Raw genomic sequence first — 14538 nt, forward strand, 5'->3', positions numbered from 1 at the left:
CTTCGGACAGCACGGGTTTGGGCTATTGTGGCGCCATGTCGTCCGTTCCGCACCGCTTCTCCGCACGCCGCTTCCCGCCGGCGCTCGCCGCGCAGGCACTGGACGAAGCGCTCGCCACCGGCCAGCCCGTGCCGGTCCTTGCGATCAGCGGCCTGCAGGGCAGCGGCAAGTCCACGCTCGCCGCGCAGGTGGTGGAACTGGCGCGCACCCGCGGCCTGCGCGCGGCGGCGCTGTCGATCGACGACGTCTACCTGACCCGCGCGCAGCGCCAGCGCCTGGCCGACCGCATCCACCCGCTGCTGGCCACGCGCGGCCCGCCGGGCACGCACGACCTGCCGCTGGCGTTGGCCACGCTGGACGCCGCGTGTTCCGGACAGGCGTTCGCGCTGCCGCGCTTCGACAAGCTCGCCGACGAACGCGTGCCCGAAGCGCAATGGGAGCGGATCGACAGCCTGGACCTGCTGGTGTTCGAGGGCTGGTTCCTCGGTACGCCGGCCGAAACCGACGACGCCCTGCGCGAACCCCTGAACGCGCTGGAGCGCGACGCCGACCCGGAAGGCACCTGGAGGCGCTGGTGCAACCAGGCGCTGGCCGACCACTATCCCGCGCTGTGGCGGCATTTCGACCGGCTGTGGTTCCTGCAGCCACCGGGTTTCTCGGTGGTGCCGCACTGGCGCTGGCAGCAGGAACAGGGGCTGCAGCAGGCCGCGCCGGGGCGCACCGGCATGAACCGCGCGCAGGTCGAGCGTTTCGTGCAGTTCTACGAGCGGGTCAGCCGGCAGGCGCTGCGCTGCCTGCCGGACATCGCCGACCGCATCGTCGTGCTGGATGCGCAGCGCCGGGTGTCGTAGAGCGGGGCAGCGCCCCGCTGTGGCTTTACCGGCAGGATTTCAGCGGGGCGTTGCCCCGCGCTACTGGACCAGGAACGTCACCCGCAGGTTGACCCGCCATTCGGTGATGTTGCCGTCGCCATCGGTGACCACCTTGGTCTCGTTGATCCAGGCGCCCTGGATGCCCTTGACCGTCTCGGCCACCTTCTTCAGCCCGCTGCGCACCGCGTCCTCGACGCTGGCGCTGGACGACGCGCTGACTTCGATGATTTTCGCCACTGCCATGTCCGCCTCCGTTGGTTGCACCACGAACCACTCGTGGCCGGGCCGAGCTTGGCTGCTACCGTGTTAACGCACCGACACGAGGTGCTAGCATCGGCCCGCAATGAATCCCGCCCCCAACGTCATCCTGGTCGGCCCCATGGGCGCCGGCAAAACCTGCATCGGCCGCCGCCTGGCCGAACGTTTCGGGCTGGAGTTCGTCGATGCCGACCAGGCCATCGTCGACGACGTCGGCTCGGCGATACCGGCCATCTTCGAGAACGTCGGCGAGGCTGGCTTCCGCGCACACGAGAAACGCGTGCTGGCCAGGCTGCTGGAGGGCGGCGGACAGCTGGTGTCCACCGGCGGCGGCGCGGTGCTGGATGCCGACAACCGCCACCGGATCCGGCAGCGCGGCTTCGTGGTGTGGCTGCGCGTGGGCGTGGACGCGCAGCTGCAGCGCTTGCAGCGCGACAAGAGCCGACCGCTGCTGCAGCGCGAGGACCGCGAACAGGCCCTGCACGACATGGCGGCGCTGCGCGACCCGCTGTACCGCGAGGTCGCCGACCTGATCGTCGACACCGATCCTTATTCCCCCGCCGAGGCCACCGCGCAGCTGGTGGTGCGCCTGGCCGCGCAATGGCAGAACCCGGACTTTCCCGCATGAGCACCGCTCCCCGCACCGTCGCCGTCGGCGGCGGCTCGCCCTACCTGATCCATATCGGTCCCGGCCTGCTTGGCGACGGCGGCCTGCTGGCCGGCGCCCTCCGCGGCCGCCACGCGCTGCTGGTCAGCGACGACACGGTGGCGCCGCTGTACCTGGACGGCGTGCGCGCCGCCCTGCTGGCCGCGCGCCCGGAACTGAAGATCGGCCAGCACGTGATTCCCGCCGGCGAGGCCTCCAAGACCCTGCACCATTTCGGCGGCGTGATCGACGCGCTGGCCGCACTCGGCGCCACCCGCGACGCCTGCGTGCTCGCGCTCGGCGGCGGCGTGGTCGGCGACCTGGCCGGCTTCGCCGCGGCCTGCTGGATGCGCGGCGTGGACTGCGTGCAGCTGCCCACCACCCTGCTGTCGATGGTGGACTCCTCGGTCGGCGGCAAGACCGCGGTGGACATCGCCCAGGGCAAGAACCTGGTCGGCGCGTTCCATCCGCCGCGCGCGGTGGTCGCCGACACCGGCGCGCTGCGCACCCTGCCCGCGCGCGAACTGCGCGCCGGCCTGGCCGAGGTGATCAAGTACGGCTGCATCCGCGACCCGCTGTTCTTCCAGTGGCTGCAGGCCGAACGCGGCGCGTTGCTGGCCGGCGACGACGCCGCGCTGGCGCAGGCCATCGCCCGCAGCTGCGAGCACAAGGCCGAGATCGTCGCGCGCGACCCGCTGGAAAAGGGCGAACGCGCCCTGCTCAACCTCGGCCACACTTTCGGCCATGCCATCGAGACCGCCCAGGGCTATGGCGCGCCGGGCAACGACAACCTCAACCACGGCGAGGCGGTGGCGGTGGGCATGGTGCTGGCGGCGCGGCTGTCGGCGGCGCTGGGCATGAGCGATGCCGCCGATACCGATACCCTGCGCGACCTGCTTCTGGCCTACGGCCTGCCGGTGGCGATCCCGGCCGGACTGGACCCCGAGGCCCTGCTCGCGCACATGCGCCTGGACAAGAAGAACATCGCCGGGCGCCTGCGCCTGGTGCTGTGGCGCGGCATCGGCAAGGCCGAAGTGGTGCCGGATGTGGACGAAGCGGCGGTGCTGGCGGTGCTGGCAGCGACATGAGGCATGCGGGCCTCTGCCTGATGCTAGGCATGCTGTCCCTGCCCAACGCCGATGCGTGTTCCATCGTCTCCGGGGAAATGGCCCGACTCATGGCGGAAGCCGACAGGAGGCTCCCGCCACCTCCAACGCGGCCCCTGCCTATCCCGGTCCTGACCCAGGCGCAACGTGCCGCAGCTTTGTCACGCATGCCCCAGGGCCAGCAAAGCCAGGTGGTCGAGATCACTCCAACGCTTCGTCACTACGGATTTGGCGCGCAGGACGTGGAATCCATGCGCGTCGCCTGCGATATCTCTTTCTACGGATGCACCATCTACGGCGCCACGCTGCATTTGAAGCCGGTACGGCTGACTGAAGGGATATGCATGCGCGCACGTCGCTGGGTATCGCTGGACCGGGCTGATCTGCCGGTAGTGCCGCTTTCCGACATGTCGCCCGCATTGGCAAAAACTGCCGGCCTGCAAGTCACGTTGCGCGTGGGCAGCCAATGCGAGGACTGGCCGGAAGGCGTGGAAGGAATCCGCTTCCCGCTGCACTACGGCCCAGGTGAACCCGCGGCAGTGTTGGAATGGCTCCGCACCCAGCAGTTGTCGATCCGCACCGGCCAACGCCCGGCCCTGCAGATCAGACACCATGGAACCGACAAATTTGCCCGCTCCACCGATCCGGTGGAATTGTTTGCACAAGCGGACCTGAATTCCATCGCCTACATGTCATTGTTTCCGGAAAGCCAGGCCAACGGCGGGCAGGATGCCCCAAGGACGTGGAAGTTCGCGCTGGAATTCCCCTTCCCCGGACAGGCCGAGCCTTTGCGGCCGGTTATCCTGCAACTGCCCTCCACGGGCAGACCCGAGCTGGAAATACACCCATCCCCACCGGGCTGTCCCTGATCACTCCGGGCGCACCGGGCACACGGGCAGCAACGTGCGTTCGGCATAAAGAGCCCGGGGTTCCGGCTACAATCGCCGCCATGCGCGTCTACCTGCAGCAGCCGCCCAGCGGCAACGAATCCCCCCGCTATGTACAGCTTTCCCTGTTGCCGGACCTGCTCGGCGGCTGGGAACTGCTGCGCGAGACCGGCCAGACCGGCGGGCGCGCGCAGCTGCGCCGCGAGCTGTACCTGCAGCAGGACGAAGCCCGTCATGCCTTCGAGAAGGCGCGCGATGCGCACATCAAGCGCGGTTTCCAGGTGGTGTTCGCCAGCGGCGAGCCGCACCCCTGACCGGCCCCGGCGCCCGGCGCGCCGCCCCGGCCCAACGGCCACGTTCCAAGGAGTTTTCCGTGACCAGCCCCCTCCGCAACGATCGCTTCCTGCGCGCCCTGCGCCGCGAGCCGGTGGACTGCACGCCCGTCTGGCTGATGCGCCAGGCCGGCCGCTACCTGCCGGAGTACCGCGCCACCCGCGCCCGCGCCGGCAGCTTCCTGGGCATGGCCAAGCACCCGGAGGTCGCCTGCGAGGTGACGCTGCAGCCGCTGGAACGTTTCGACCTGGACGCGGCCATCCTGTTCTCCGACATCCTCACCGTGCCCGACGCGATGGGGCTGGGCCTGTATTTCGCCGATGGCGAAGGTCCGAAGTTCCACCACCCGGTGCGCGATGCCGCGGCCATCGCCCGGCTGGCGGTTCCGGACATGGAGACCGAGCTGGGCTACGTGATGGACGCGGTACGGCTGATCCGCCGCGAGCTGGACGGCAAGGTGCCGCTGATCGGTTTTTCCGGCAGCCCGTGGACGCTGGCCTGCTACATGATCGAAGGCGGCGGCAGCAAGGACTACGCGCGCATCAAGGCGATGGCGCTGAACGAGCCCAAGGCGCTGCACCAGCTGCTGCAGGTGGTGACCGACGCGGTCGTCGCCTACCTGGCCGCGCAGCGCGCGGCGGGCGCGCAGGCGCTGCAGGTGTTCGACACCTGGGGCGGCGTGCTGTCGCCGGCGATGTACCGCGAATTCTCGCTGCCCTACCTGGCGCGCATCGCGCGCGAACTGGAACGCGGACAGGATGCGCAGCGCACGCCGCTGATCCTGTTCGGCAAGGGCACCGGCCAGTACGTGGCCGAACTGGCCGCCACCGGCGCCGAAGGCGTGGGCGTGGACTGGACCCTTTCGCTGGAGGACGCCGCACGCGCGACCGCCGGCAAGGTGGCGCTGCAGGGCAACCTCGACCCGACCACGCTGTACGGGTCGCCCGAGGCGATCACCCGTGAAGTGGGCAAGGTGCTGGACAGCTACGCCGCCGGCAATGGCGGCTCGCGCGAGGGCCATGTCTTCAATCTCGGCCATGGCATGTCGCCGGACATGAATCCCGAGCACGTGGCCGTGCTGGTGGACGCCGTGCACCGCCTCAGCCGCCGCTGAGCACGCGCCCGGAGGCGGCCAGGCCGCCCCCGGGTTTGCGGACGATCCGCGACGCCCCGCGCCATCCGCGCCGGGGCGTGCGCGGCACCTGCACGCGCGACCGCGGACAATGGCCCACCGCCCCGGCCACGAGAGCGCCCGATGCCCACGCCCCCTTCCAGCCCCCTGCCTGCCGGCGATCCGCACAAGCCCCTGCTATGGCTGGTGTCGCTGGCGATCTTCATGCAGATGCTGGATTCGACCATCGTCAACACCGCGTTGCCGGCGATGGCGCGCAGCCTGGGCGAAAGCCCGCTGCAGATGCAGTCGGTGGTGTTCAGCTATGCGCTGGCGGTGGCCAGTTTCATTCCGGCCTCGGGCTGGATCGCCGACCGCCTGGGCACCCGCCGCACCTTCCTGGCCGCGATCGTGCTGTTCACCCTCGGCTCGCTGGCCTGCGCACTGTCGCCCACCCTGCACTGGCTGGTGGCCGCGCGCGTGCTGCAGGGCGTCGGCGGGGCGATGCTGCTGCCGGTGGGACGGCTGGCGGTGATGCGCTCGGTACCGCGCGAACAGTTCCTCTCGGCGATGAGCTTCATCGCGATCCCGGCGCTGGTCGGCCCGCTGCTGGGGCCGACGCTCGGCGGCTGGCTGGTGCAGGCCGCGTCCTGGCACTGGATCTTCCTGATCAACCTGCCGATCGGGCTGATCGGCCTGTTCGCCGCGCTGCGCATCATGCCCGACCACTACGGCCAGGAATGGCATCACTTCGACCTGGCCGGCTACCTGATGCTGGCCTTCGGCATGATCGCGCTGTCGCTGGCGCTGGACGGCGCCTCCGGCTTCGGTTCGGCGCACGCGCTGGTGCTGCTGCTGGCGGTGATCGGCATCGCCGCGCTGGCCGGCTACTGGCTGCACGCGGCCGGGCGCCGCGATGCGCTGTTCCCGCTGACGCTGTTCCAGACCGCCAGCTTCCGCATCGGCATCCTCGGCAACCTGTTCTCGCGCATCGGCAGCGGCGCCATGCCGCTGCTGATCCCGCTGCTGCTGCAGGTGGGCATGGGCATGAGCCCGATGGCGGCGGGCATGATGATGATCCCGGTGGCGCTGGCCGGCATGGCCGCCAAGCGCGCGGCGGTGACCCTGGTGGAACGCTTCGGCTACCGCCGCATCCTGATGATCAACACCGTCTGCGTCGGCCTGGCAATGGCCAGCTTCATGTTCGTCACCGCGCAGCAGCCGCTGTGGGTGCGGCTGCTGCAGCTGGCGCTGTTCGGCGCGTTCAACTCGATGCAGTTCACGGTGATGAACACCGTGACCCTGCGCGACCTGGACGTCGGCCAGGCCAGCAGCGGCAACAGCCTGCTGTCGATGGTGATGATGCTGGCCACCGGCTTCGGCGCGGCCACCGCCGGCAGCCTGCTTTCCGCGTTCGGCACCCATCTCACCGGCCATGGCGCCAGCGCGGCCCTGCACGCCACCTTCGTCTGCGTCGGCGCGATCACGCTCAGTTCGACCCTGGTGTTCTGGCAGTTGCCGGAAAACCGCCCGCATCCGCGCGCGGTCGAGGAAGTGGTCGAGTAGTCAGCGCGGACCCTGTTGCGGCGGCGCGCCATCGGCCATCGCCGGACGCCACGCCGCGGCGATGGCCGCCACCAGCATCTCGCCGGTCACCGGCTTGCGCAGGAAACCGTCGAAGCCGGCCGCACGCGCCTGCTGTTCGGCGGCGCCGTCGGAACGCGCGGTCACTGCCACCAGCGGGAAATGGTGGCCCTGGCCACGCAGCTGGGCGGCCAGGGCCAGGCCGTCCAGCGCCGGCAGGTCCAGGTCGAGCAGGCCGATGTCGAAGGATCCCGCCGCCACTTCGCCGAGCGCGGCCAGCCCGTGCAGCGCATGCACGACCTGGTGCCCCCGCGTGCGCAGCAGGCCTGCAATCACGTCGGCCACGGTGGGATCGTCCTCGACCAGCAGGATGCACAGGCTGCCTTCGGGCCCTCCGCCCGGCGGCCGCGCCGGCGCGTCGCGTCCGTCTTCCAGCGGCGTCCACGGCAGCGGCAGTTCGACGATGAAGCGCGCGCCGGCGCCCAGCCGGCTGTCGATGCGGATGTTTCCGCCCATGGCCGCGGCGAGCTCCTGGCAGATCGCCAGCCCCAGCCCGCTGCCGCCGTAGCGCGAGGCGGTATGCGGCCCTTCGGCCTGTTCGAAGCGGCGGAACAGCCGCGCCTGCTGCTCGGCGGTGATGCCCGGGCCGGTATCGCTGACCTCCAGGCGGATGCCGGCGCCCTCCGGCAGCAGCTCCACTCCCAGCCCGACCTGTCCATGCTCGGTGAACTTGGCGGCATTGCCGAGCAGGTTCATCAGGATCTGGCGCAGGCGCATCGCGTCCCCGGTCACCCGTACCGGCATCGACGGACGCCGCTCGTGCACGAACAGCAGGCCGCGCTTGCGCACCACCGGGGCGATGAGCGAAGCGACCTCGTCCAGCAGCGGCGCCAGTTCGAACGGCTGGTTGTCCAGCTCCAGGCGGCCGGCCTCGATGCGCGCCAGGTCGAGGGAGTCGTTCACCAGCTGCAGCAGGTGGGTGCCCGCCTGCTGGATCGAACCGGCGTAGCGGCGCTGGGTGGCGTCCAGCTGCGTGTCCAGCAGCAGTTCGGTCATGCCGAGCACACCGGTCATCGGCGTACGCACTTCGTGCCCGAGCGTGGCCAGGAAGCGGGTCTTGGCCGAGGAGGCCTGCTCGGCCAGTTCGCGCCGCTGCTCGGCCAGCTTCCATTCGCTGCGCCGCTGCAGGCGCGCCCGGTAGGCCAGCACCGCGATGCCCAGCGCCAGGATCGCCGCCAGCGCATAGCCGGCCAGCGCCCAGCCGCTGCGCCACCACGGCGGCGCGACATCGATCCGCAGGTCGGGGGCGGCGATCCAGCCGCCGCCTGGCACAGCCCCCTGGATCTGCAGGGTGTAGCTGCCCGGCGCCAGGCGCGGAAACACGCGTTCGCCGCTGGCGCCGGCGTTCACCCAGTCCGGGTCGTAGCCGGTCAAGCGGAAGCGGTAGAGGTTGTTGGTGGAATCGGCGAACGCCAGCAGGCGCGCGACGACGTGCAGGTCGCGGTCGCCGTCCTTGATGCGCAGGGACGGCTGCGCCGAAAGGTCGTACTCCTCATCGCCGCGGTGCACGCTGATCCGCTCGATCACCAGCGGCGGCCGCCGCGCCGGCGGGCCGACCTGGGCCGGATCGAACAGCACCACGCCTTCGGGCGTGCCGCCGGCGACCTGGCCGCTGCGCGCCTGCACCAGCCCGCGGCGCCGGAACTCCTGGCCCGGCAGGCCGTCGTGCACGCCATACAGGCGCACCGAACGCCGCTCCGGATCGACCCGGATCAGACCGCGCGCACTGCTCGCCCAGACGACGCCGTGGCTGTCGATGACCAGGCCGCCGGCAGCCAGCATGGGAAATCCCTGGTCCGCGCCGATCCCGTCCTCCCACAGCAGTTGCCCACCCTCCCAGCGGTAACGTTCCAGGCGGCCGAGCAGGGCGACCCATACCCTGCCGCCGGCACCGACATCAAAGGCATGGGCGGGAGCCTGCGGACCGCCCTGCACCGGCGCGAAGGCGCCAGCCTGCGGCTGCCAGGCGGACAGGCCGGCGGCGCCGGACAGCCACAAGTGGTTCCCGGGCCCGCATTGCATGTCCTGCAGCGCGCTTTCCGGCAGGCCGCGCTGGCCCGGCGCCAGCTGCAGGGTGACGCGGCCCTCGGCGTCGCGCTGCTGGATGCCGCCGTCCTCGGAATAGATCCATATGCGGTCATCGCAGATGCGCACGATGTCGCCGTCGCCGACCATCGCCGCGTCCACCGCATCGCCGTTGCGCCAGTGGCGCACCGCGCCGTCGCGCGGGTCGTAACGCACCAGCGTGTCCAGGCTGCCGATCCAGACCCGCCCCTGCGCATCCTCGGCCACCGACTGCGGCCAGTGGATGCCGTCGATGGGCTGCAGGTGCTGCTCCACCGCGCCGCTGGCCGGGTCGAAGCGATCCAGCGCGCCGCGGGTGCCGACCACCCAGATGCCGCCGGAGGCGGAGGCCGCCATCGCCAGCGCATAGGGATTGCGCAGCGAGGACGGATCGTCGAGGTGCCGCGCCAGCACCGAGAACTGCCGCCAGTTCGGCGACAGGTGCCACAGGCCGGCATTGGTGCTGGCGAACCACAGCCCGCCGTCGCGATCCTCGTAGGCGGTGCTCCAGTTCGGCTTGACCAGCCCGCGCTCCTGCGCGCTGTACAGCGGCACGTTGCGCACCGCGGCGCCGTCGCGGCTGCGCCCCAGGCCCTGCAGCGTGTCCAGCCAGTAATTGCCGTCGGCCGCGTACTGCAGCACGTTGAGCACCTCGCCGGGGGCTGAACCGGGCCATTCCATCCGCTCGAAACGGCCATCGCCGTGGCGCACCACCACCCCGCCGTTGGTCGCGATCCACAGCCGCTGGCTGCCATCGACCTTCAGGCCGTTGATGCGCGGCGAGGGCAGGAGCGCCTCGCCCTCCCGCTCGAAGCCGCTGCCGGTCCAGCGCGCCAGTCCGCCCTTGCTTCCCACCCACAGCACGCCGTCGGGGGTAACCGCCAGATAGGCGATCGAGGCCGACGGCAGGCTGTCGCGCTGGCCGGCGACCGGCATGAAACGCTGGATCGTGCCGTCCACGGCCAGCCGGTACAGGCCGGCGGTCGGGGTGCCGAACCATACGCTGCCATCGGGCGTGGAGGCCACGCTCCACACGGTATTGCTGGCGATCTGCGGATACGCATCTCGGTCGAAGAAGCGGAAGCTGCGGCGATCGGCCGACAACATGCCCAGGCCCGCGTTCTGCGTGCCGAACCACAGCCGGTTGGCCGCGTCCACGTGCAGGCTCCAGATCAGGTTGTCGCGCAGGCCGTCCTCGGCCCGCCAGATGCGGTAGTTGCGCCCGTCGAAGCGCGCCAGCCCATCATGGCTGGCCAGCCACAGATAACCGAGGCGATCCTCGGCGAATGCATTGATGTTGGCCGACGGCAGGCCATCGGCGACGCCCAGGCGGCGCGGTTGCGGAGTGATCGGCACCTCGGCCGCGGCCTGCGCCACCACGCCGGACAGCAACAGGCACAGCAACCACCGCAGCCAGCCACTCATGGCATGCCCCACGGCTGCAGGCCTGCGCTGGCGGACAGCACGCAAACGCGGACCAGGACCGGCCGAGGCCCGCCAGCCGATGTCCATCCCCCCATTCCGCCGTTGCCCCCGTTTCGCATCCGCCGCCCGTCGCAGTCCGTTTCCGCTGCGGAAAATAGCATCCGTGCCGGGATCCGGCCGGCCCAGGCGGCAGCGCCGCCGTCGTTCCATCGCCGGCGTGGGATGCGGCCGGCTGCTCCACGGAACGGCCATCACGCCGGAAAGACTGCGGGAACGGCGTTTTCCCTCGCCTGCCAGCGGCCCTCGGAACACCCGCCGTGGAGCGCTGGAACAAAAGCCGCGGGGAGCGGCTTTTTGACATGGCGCGTCGATGGCCCGAAGGGTTCCCGCCGGAGACGGCGGGAACAATCCATTGCACGACATGGCAACAATCTCCACCGGGCATGTGCCTAGAATCCCCCAACCTTTCCGCGGAGCCGGACCTTGCCACGCTGCCTTGCCCTGCTGCTTGCCTGCCTGCTGCCGCTGTCGGCATCCGCCGCCGACCGCTACCGGCTGGACCCGGTGCACACGCGGGTGCTGTTCGCGGTCGAGCACGCCGGCTTCTCGCAGGCGCTGGGCACGGTGTCCGGCAGCGAGGGGGTGCTGGAGTTCGACCCCGACGACTGGCGCGGCTCCCATCTGGAGGTGGTCGTCCCGATCGCCCGGCTCGACCTGGGCGACGACAAATGGAACCAGGCCACGCTGGCGCGCAACCTGCTCGACGGCCAGCGCCATCCACAGGCGCGCTTCGTCTCCACCCGCGTAGAGCCGGTGGATGCCCACAACGCGCGCGTGCATGGCCTGCTGACCCTGCGCGGCGTCACCCGCGAGATCGCGCTCGACGTCCGCCTCAACGCACTCAAGCGGCATCCGCTGCCGCCCTTCCGCCGCACCGCCGGGTTCTCCGCCACTGCCACCCTGCAGCGCTCGGACTTCGGCATCGACGCATGGCGTTCGGTGATCGGCGACCGGGTGGAACTGCGCATCGAAGCCGAGGCGGTGCGCGACGACAAGGCCAGTGCGCCCGACGCGGCCGGCGAAGCGCCTGCCGGAGACGACGACGCACAGGCCGCGGCCGATGCCGCCACCCGACTTTCCCCGCAACCGGAATCCCGTCCATGAGCCTGAAGAACACCCCCGACCGCTGGGGCAGCGTCAGCAAGAGCCTGCACTGGCTGATCGCCGTGCTGATCCTCGCCCTGGGCATCGTCGGCCTGCTCATGGGCGAACTGCCCAAGACGCCGAAGTACTTCTGGGTCTACACCGCGCACAAATCGATCGGCATCACCGTGCTGGTACTGGTGGCGCTGCGGCTGGCGTGGCGGCTGTATGCCGGCGCGCCCAGGCCGGTACCGGGCACGCCGACCTGGCAGGAGCGCATCGCCGAGGCCACCCACTGGCTGCTGTACGCGCTGATGTTCGCCATCCCGCTGTCAGGCTGGCTGTACGACTCGGCCAGCGGCCTGCGTCCGTTCAAGCTGTTCGGGCTGTTCGAGATGCCCAAGCTCGTCGCCCCCAGCGAAGCGTCCGCGCAGGTCTCCCATGCCATCCACGAATGGGGCTTCTGGCTGCTGATCCTGGTGGTGCTGGCGCATGCCGGCGCCGCCCTCTACCACCACCTCCACCAGCGCGATGCCACGCTTGCGCGCATGCTGCCGCAAGGCTGGCTCGACACCCCACAGAAGGAATCGGCATGAACATCAAGCTCACCACCCCGGCCGCCGTGGCCGCTGCCCTGGCCGGCATGCTGGCGGCGGTTCCGGCCATGGCCGCGGACTACGAACAGGCGCCCGGCTCGATCCTGGTCTTCGCCACCAAGTACGACGGCGAAATCTTCACCGGCACCTTCCCCGGCTTCCAGACGCAGCTGAGCTTCGACCCGGCCAACCCGGCCGCCGGCAAGCTCGACGTCACCATCCCCCTGGCCGGCGCGCGCAGCGGCAACAGCGACCGCGATTCCACCCTGCAGGGCAAGGATTTCTTCAACGTCGCCCAGTTCGCGCAGGCGCGCTACACCGCCAGCGGCTTCCGCGCCGTGGGCGCGAACCAGTTCGCCGCCGACGGCACGCTGGAACTGCGCGGCATCAGCAAACCGGTCACCTTCACCTTCACCTGGACGCCCGGTGCGCAGCCGGTGCTGACCGGCAAGGCCACCGTGAAGCGCCTGGACTTCGGCGTCGGCGGCGGCGACTGGTCCGACACCAAGACCATTCCCGACGACACCGCGATCAGCACCAAGGTCGTGCTGCGCGCCAAGTAAGCCCTTCCGCCCCCGGCGCGACGATCAGCCGGGGGCGACGGCCGGGATGTCGAAACAGCCGCGCTGGCCGTCGGCACCGGACAGGCAGCCTCGATGCCGGTGGTCCTGCGTCCCGCCGGGGCGCACGGCCAGGCCGAACACGCCGCCATCGCGCATCAGCAGCACCGCCTCCCATATCGTGTCCGGGCCGCCGGCCTGCAATGGCTGCCGCTCATCGTCTCCCGGCGCCTGCATCGGCATGGCGGCCGCATCGTGCAGCATGCGGCGCAGGTTGCGCATGTCCAGCGCGGCCGGGGCGCTGGTGACCGCCTTGAGCAGCACCAGGCGCTCGATGCCTGCCAACGGCAGTACCTGCGCCACCGTCCTGCCCTGCCATGCGAAGCCCGCCGAGCGCTCCGGCAGCGCCTTGGCCAGGTCCACGTCCGCCGCCCCGGCATTGGCCGCCGCCATGCCCAGCGCGGCGAGCAGCGGCGGCCAGGCGCGGACGCTCATCGCAGCCACCGCCGCAGCCCGTCCGCGTCGAAGGGCCAATCCAGTTCGGTGCCGTCCGCACTGTCGCGCAGCACCGGCACGCGCGTGCCGTAGTGCGCCTCGAGCGCGTCGTCCCCGTCGATGAACACGCTGTCGAATTCGGGCGCGCGCGCCTGCGCCAGCACCGCCAGCGCCTGGTCGCACAGATGGCAGTCGTCGCGCTGGTACAGAATCAAGCCCATTCCCTACACCCCATGCCGGTCCGATGCTGCGCTGCGGGCAGGCCGGCAGCGGCGAACCCGTAGAATAGCGGCCCTCTCCAAGCCGTACGCACAACGCAATGTCCGTCAGCACGTTCGACCTGTTCAAGATCGGCATCGGCCCGAGCTCCTCGCACACCGTCGGCCCGATGCGCGCGGCCGAGCGCTTCGTCCACCGCTGGCTGCTCGATCCGGGCAGGCTCCCGGACGTGGTGCGCATCCGCGCCGAAGTGTTCGGCTCGCTCGCCCTCACCGGCCGTGGCCACGGCACCGACACCGCCGTGCTGCTCGGCCTGGAGGGCCACCGCCCCAACCTGATCGATCCGGACATCATTCCCGAAACCCTGGCCCGCATCCGTTCCAGCAAGCGCATCAACCTGATGGGCCAGCACGCCATCGCCTTCGACGAGAAGCGCGACCTGGCCCTGAACAAGCGCCAGAAGCTGCCCTACCACACCAACGGCATGCGCTTCACCGCCTTCGACGGCAACGACGCCGTCATCGCCACCCGCGACTACTACTCCGTCGGCGGCGGCTTCGTGGTCAACGCCGACGATGCCGCCGACGACCGCATCGTGCCCGACCAGACCCCGCTGCCGTATCCGTTCAAGAGCGGCGACGAACTGCTGGCCCAGGCCGCGCGCAGCGGCCTGAGCATTGCGCAGATGATGTTCGAGAACGAGAAGTGCTGGCGCAGCGAGGACGAGATCCGCGACGGCCTGCGCGAGCTGTGGGCCGCCATGCAGGCCTGCGTGACCCGCGGCATCCGCTCCGAGGGCACCCTGCCCGGCGGCCTGCACGTGGGCCGCCGCGCCCCGGCGCTGTACCGCGAGCTGTCCGCGCGCCCGGAGGCGGCCATGCGCGACCCGCTGACCACGCTGGACTGGGTCAACCTGTACGCGCTGGCGGTCAACGAGGAAAACGCCGCCGGCGGCCGCGTGGTCACCGCGCCCACCAACGGCGCGGCCGGCATCATCCCGGCGGTGCTGCACTACTACGACCGCTTCTGCCCCGGCAGCAACGAGCAGGGCGTGTTCGACTTCCTGCTCACCGCCGCGGCCATCGGCATCCTCTACAAGGAGAACGCCTCCATCTCCGGCGCCGAGGTCGGCTGCCAGGGCGAGGTCGGCGTGGCCTGCTCGATGGCCGCCGGCGGGCT

General features: G+C 70.7%; 15 protein-coding genes. 11 read left to right on the forward strand and 4 right to left on the reverse strand.

All coding sequences use genetic code 11. From position 1 onward, the window contains the following. The first annotated feature begins 35 nt into the window (after positions 1 to 35). Complete coding sequence (locus ABB22_RS07885) at positions 36 to 851, forward strand: hypothetical protein (protein WP_055764211.1); 816 nt, start codon at positions 36 to 38, stop codon at positions 849 to 851. A 60-nt stretch (positions 852 to 911) separates the two neighbouring features. Here ABB22_RS07885 and ABB22_RS07890 read toward each other — a convergent pair whose 3' ends face one another. Continuing rightward, on the reverse strand, positions 912 to 1115 hold the full coding sequence (locus ABB22_RS07890) for a dodecin family protein (RefSeq protein WP_054667057.1): 204 nt from the start codon (positions 1113 to 1115) through the stop codon (positions 912 to 914). Positions 1116 to 1215: 100 nt separating this feature from the next. On the opposite strand from ABB22_RS07890, the gene ABB22_RS07895 reads away from it, so the two are divergent. The 6 genes from ABB22_RS07895 (at position 1216) to mdtD (ending at position 6779) form a co-directional block, all read left to right on the forward strand. After that, the gene (locus ABB22_RS07895) at positions 1216 to 1758 is read left to right on the forward strand and encodes a shikimate kinase (RefSeq protein ID WP_055764207.1); all 543 of its coding nucleotides are present in this window, start codon (positions 1216 to 1218) and stop codon (positions 1756 to 1758) included. Continuing rightward, the gene (gene aroB / locus ABB22_RS07900; protein ID WP_055764204.1) at positions 1755 to 2864 is read left to right on the forward strand and encodes a 3-dehydroquinate synthase; all 1110 of its coding nucleotides are present in this window, start codon (positions 1755 to 1757) and stop codon (positions 2862 to 2864) included. Before ABB22_RS07895 ends, aroB begins: the two co-directional genes overlap by 4 nt. A gap of 29 nt (positions 2865 to 2893) precedes the next feature. After that, positions 2894 to 3751: a hypothetical protein gene (locus ABB22_RS07905; RefSeq protein ID WP_152984083.1), complete on the forward strand. Its 858-nt coding sequence runs from the start codon at positions 2894 to 2896 to the stop codon at positions 3749 to 3751. 80 nt (positions 3752 to 3831) lie between these two features. Next, on the forward strand, positions 3832 to 4083 hold the full coding sequence (locus ABB22_RS07910) for a WGR domain-containing protein (RefSeq protein WP_055764198.1): 252 nt from the start codon (positions 3832 to 3834) through the stop codon (positions 4081 to 4083). Positions 4084 to 4142: 59 nt separating this feature from the next. After that, on the forward strand, positions 4143 to 5216 hold the full coding sequence (gene hemE / locus ABB22_RS07915) for a uroporphyrinogen decarboxylase (RefSeq protein WP_055764192.1): 1074 nt from the start codon (positions 4143 to 4145) through the stop codon (positions 5214 to 5216). A 141-nt stretch (positions 5217 to 5357) separates the two neighbouring features. After that, positions 5358 to 6779 (forward strand): multidrug transporter subunit MdtD, encoded by a 1422-nt coding sequence (gene mdtD / locus ABB22_RS07920; RefSeq protein WP_055764189.1) that lies wholly within the window; start codon positions 5358 to 5360, stop codon positions 6777 to 6779. Here the strand turns inward: mdtD and ABB22_RS07925 are convergent, their stop codons facing one another. Continuing rightward, positions 6780 to 10346, reverse strand: coding sequence for a hybrid sensor histidine kinase/response regulator (locus ABB22_RS07925; RefSeq protein ID WP_055764186.1), 3567 nt, complete (start codon positions 10344 to 10346; stop codon positions 6780 to 6782). 483 nt (positions 10347 to 10829) lie between these two features. Between ABB22_RS07925 and ABB22_RS07930 the strand changes: the two genes are divergently transcribed. The 3 genes from ABB22_RS07930 to ABB22_RS07940 are packed head-to-tail and all read left to right on the forward strand — an operon-like array spanning position 10830 to position 12648. Next, positions 10830 to 11510: a YceI family protein gene (locus ABB22_RS07930; RefSeq protein WP_055764182.1), complete on the forward strand. Its 681-nt coding sequence runs from the start codon at positions 10830 to 10832 to the stop codon at positions 11508 to 11510. After that, positions 11507 to 12085, forward strand: coding sequence for a cytochrome b (locus ABB22_RS07935; protein WP_055764178.1), 579 nt, complete (start codon positions 11507 to 11509; stop codon positions 12083 to 12085). The genes ABB22_RS07930 and ABB22_RS07935 overlap by 4 nt, the downstream gene beginning before the upstream one ends. After that, positions 12082 to 12648, forward strand: a complete 567-nt coding sequence (locus ABB22_RS07940) for a YceI family protein (RefSeq protein ID WP_055764176.1) — start codon at positions 12082 to 12084, stop codon at positions 12646 to 12648. Before ABB22_RS07935 ends, ABB22_RS07940 begins: the two co-directional genes overlap by 4 nt. Before the next feature lie 24 nt (positions 12649 to 12672). Here ABB22_RS07940 and ABB22_RS07945 read toward each other — a convergent pair whose 3' ends face one another. Beyond that, complete coding sequence (locus ABB22_RS07945) at positions 12673 to 13140, reverse strand: hypothetical protein (RefSeq protein ID WP_055764171.1); 468 nt, start codon at positions 13138 to 13140, stop codon at positions 12673 to 12675. Further along, positions 13137 to 13361: a glutaredoxin family protein gene (locus ABB22_RS07950; RefSeq protein ID WP_055764168.1), complete on the reverse strand. Its 225-nt coding sequence runs from the start codon at positions 13359 to 13361 to the stop codon at positions 13137 to 13139. The genes ABB22_RS07945 and ABB22_RS07950 overlap by 4 nt, the downstream gene beginning before the upstream one ends. A 98-nt stretch (positions 13362 to 13459) precedes the next feature. Between ABB22_RS07950 and ABB22_RS07955 the strand changes: the two genes are divergently transcribed. Continuing rightward, positions 13460 to 14538 (forward strand): L-serine ammonia-lyase (locus ABB22_RS07955; protein WP_057505178.1); only part of this gene is annotated, 1079 nt, incomplete at its 3' end.

This window comes from Stenotrophomonas nitritireducens (genome assembly GCF_001431425.1).
Taxonomy (GTDB): Bacteria; Pseudomonadota; Gammaproteobacteria; order Xanthomonadales; family Xanthomonadaceae; genus Stenotrophomonas; species Stenotrophomonas nitritireducens.

Coding starts and splice junctions, on each gene's coding strand:
- ABB22_RS07935 (WP_055764178.1), top strand. CDS start 11,507: ATGAGCCTGAAGAACACCCCCGACCGCTGGGGCAGCGTCAGCAAGAGC.
- ABB22_RS07945 (WP_055764171.1), bottom strand. CDS start 13,140: ATGAGCGTCCGCGCCTGGCCGCCGCTGCTCGCCGCGCTGGGCATGGCG.
- ABB22_RS07940 (WP_055764176.1), top strand. CDS start 12,082: ATGAACATCAAGCTCACCACCCCGGCCGCCGTGGCCGCTGCCCTGGCC.
- ABB22_RS07885 (WP_055764211.1), top strand. CDS start 36: ATGTCGTCCGTTCCGCACCGCTTCTCCGCACGCCGCTTCCCGCCGGCG.
- ABB22_RS07910 (WP_055764198.1), top strand. CDS start 3,832: ATGCGCGTCTACCTGCAGCAGCCGCCCAGCGGCAACGAATCCCCCCGC.
- mdtD (WP_055764189.1), top strand. CDS start 5,358: ATGCCCACGCCCCCTTCCAGCCCCCTGCCTGCCGGCGATCCGCACAAG.
- ABB22_RS07950 (WP_055764168.1), bottom strand. CDS start 13,361: ATGGGCTTGATTCTGTACCAGCGCGACGACTGCCATCTGTGCGACCAG.
- ABB22_RS07895 (WP_055764207.1), top strand. CDS start 1,216: ATGAATCCCGCCCCCAACGTCATCCTGGTCGGCCCCATGGGCGCCGGC.
- ABB22_RS07925 (WP_055764186.1), bottom strand. CDS start 10,346: ATGAGTGGCTGGCTGCGGTGGTTGCTGTGCCTGTTGCTGTCCGGCGTG.
- aroB (WP_055764204.1), top strand. CDS start 1,755: ATGAGCACCGCTCCCCGCACCGTCGCCGTCGGCGGCGGCTCGCCCTAC.
- ABB22_RS07905 (WP_152984083.1), top strand. CDS start 2,894: ATGCTGTCCCTGCCCAACGCCGATGCGTGTTCCATCGTCTCCGGGGAA.
- ABB22_RS07890 (WP_054667057.1), bottom strand. CDS start 1,115: ATGGCAGTGGCGAAAATCATCGAAGTCAGCGCGTCGTCCAGCGCCAGC.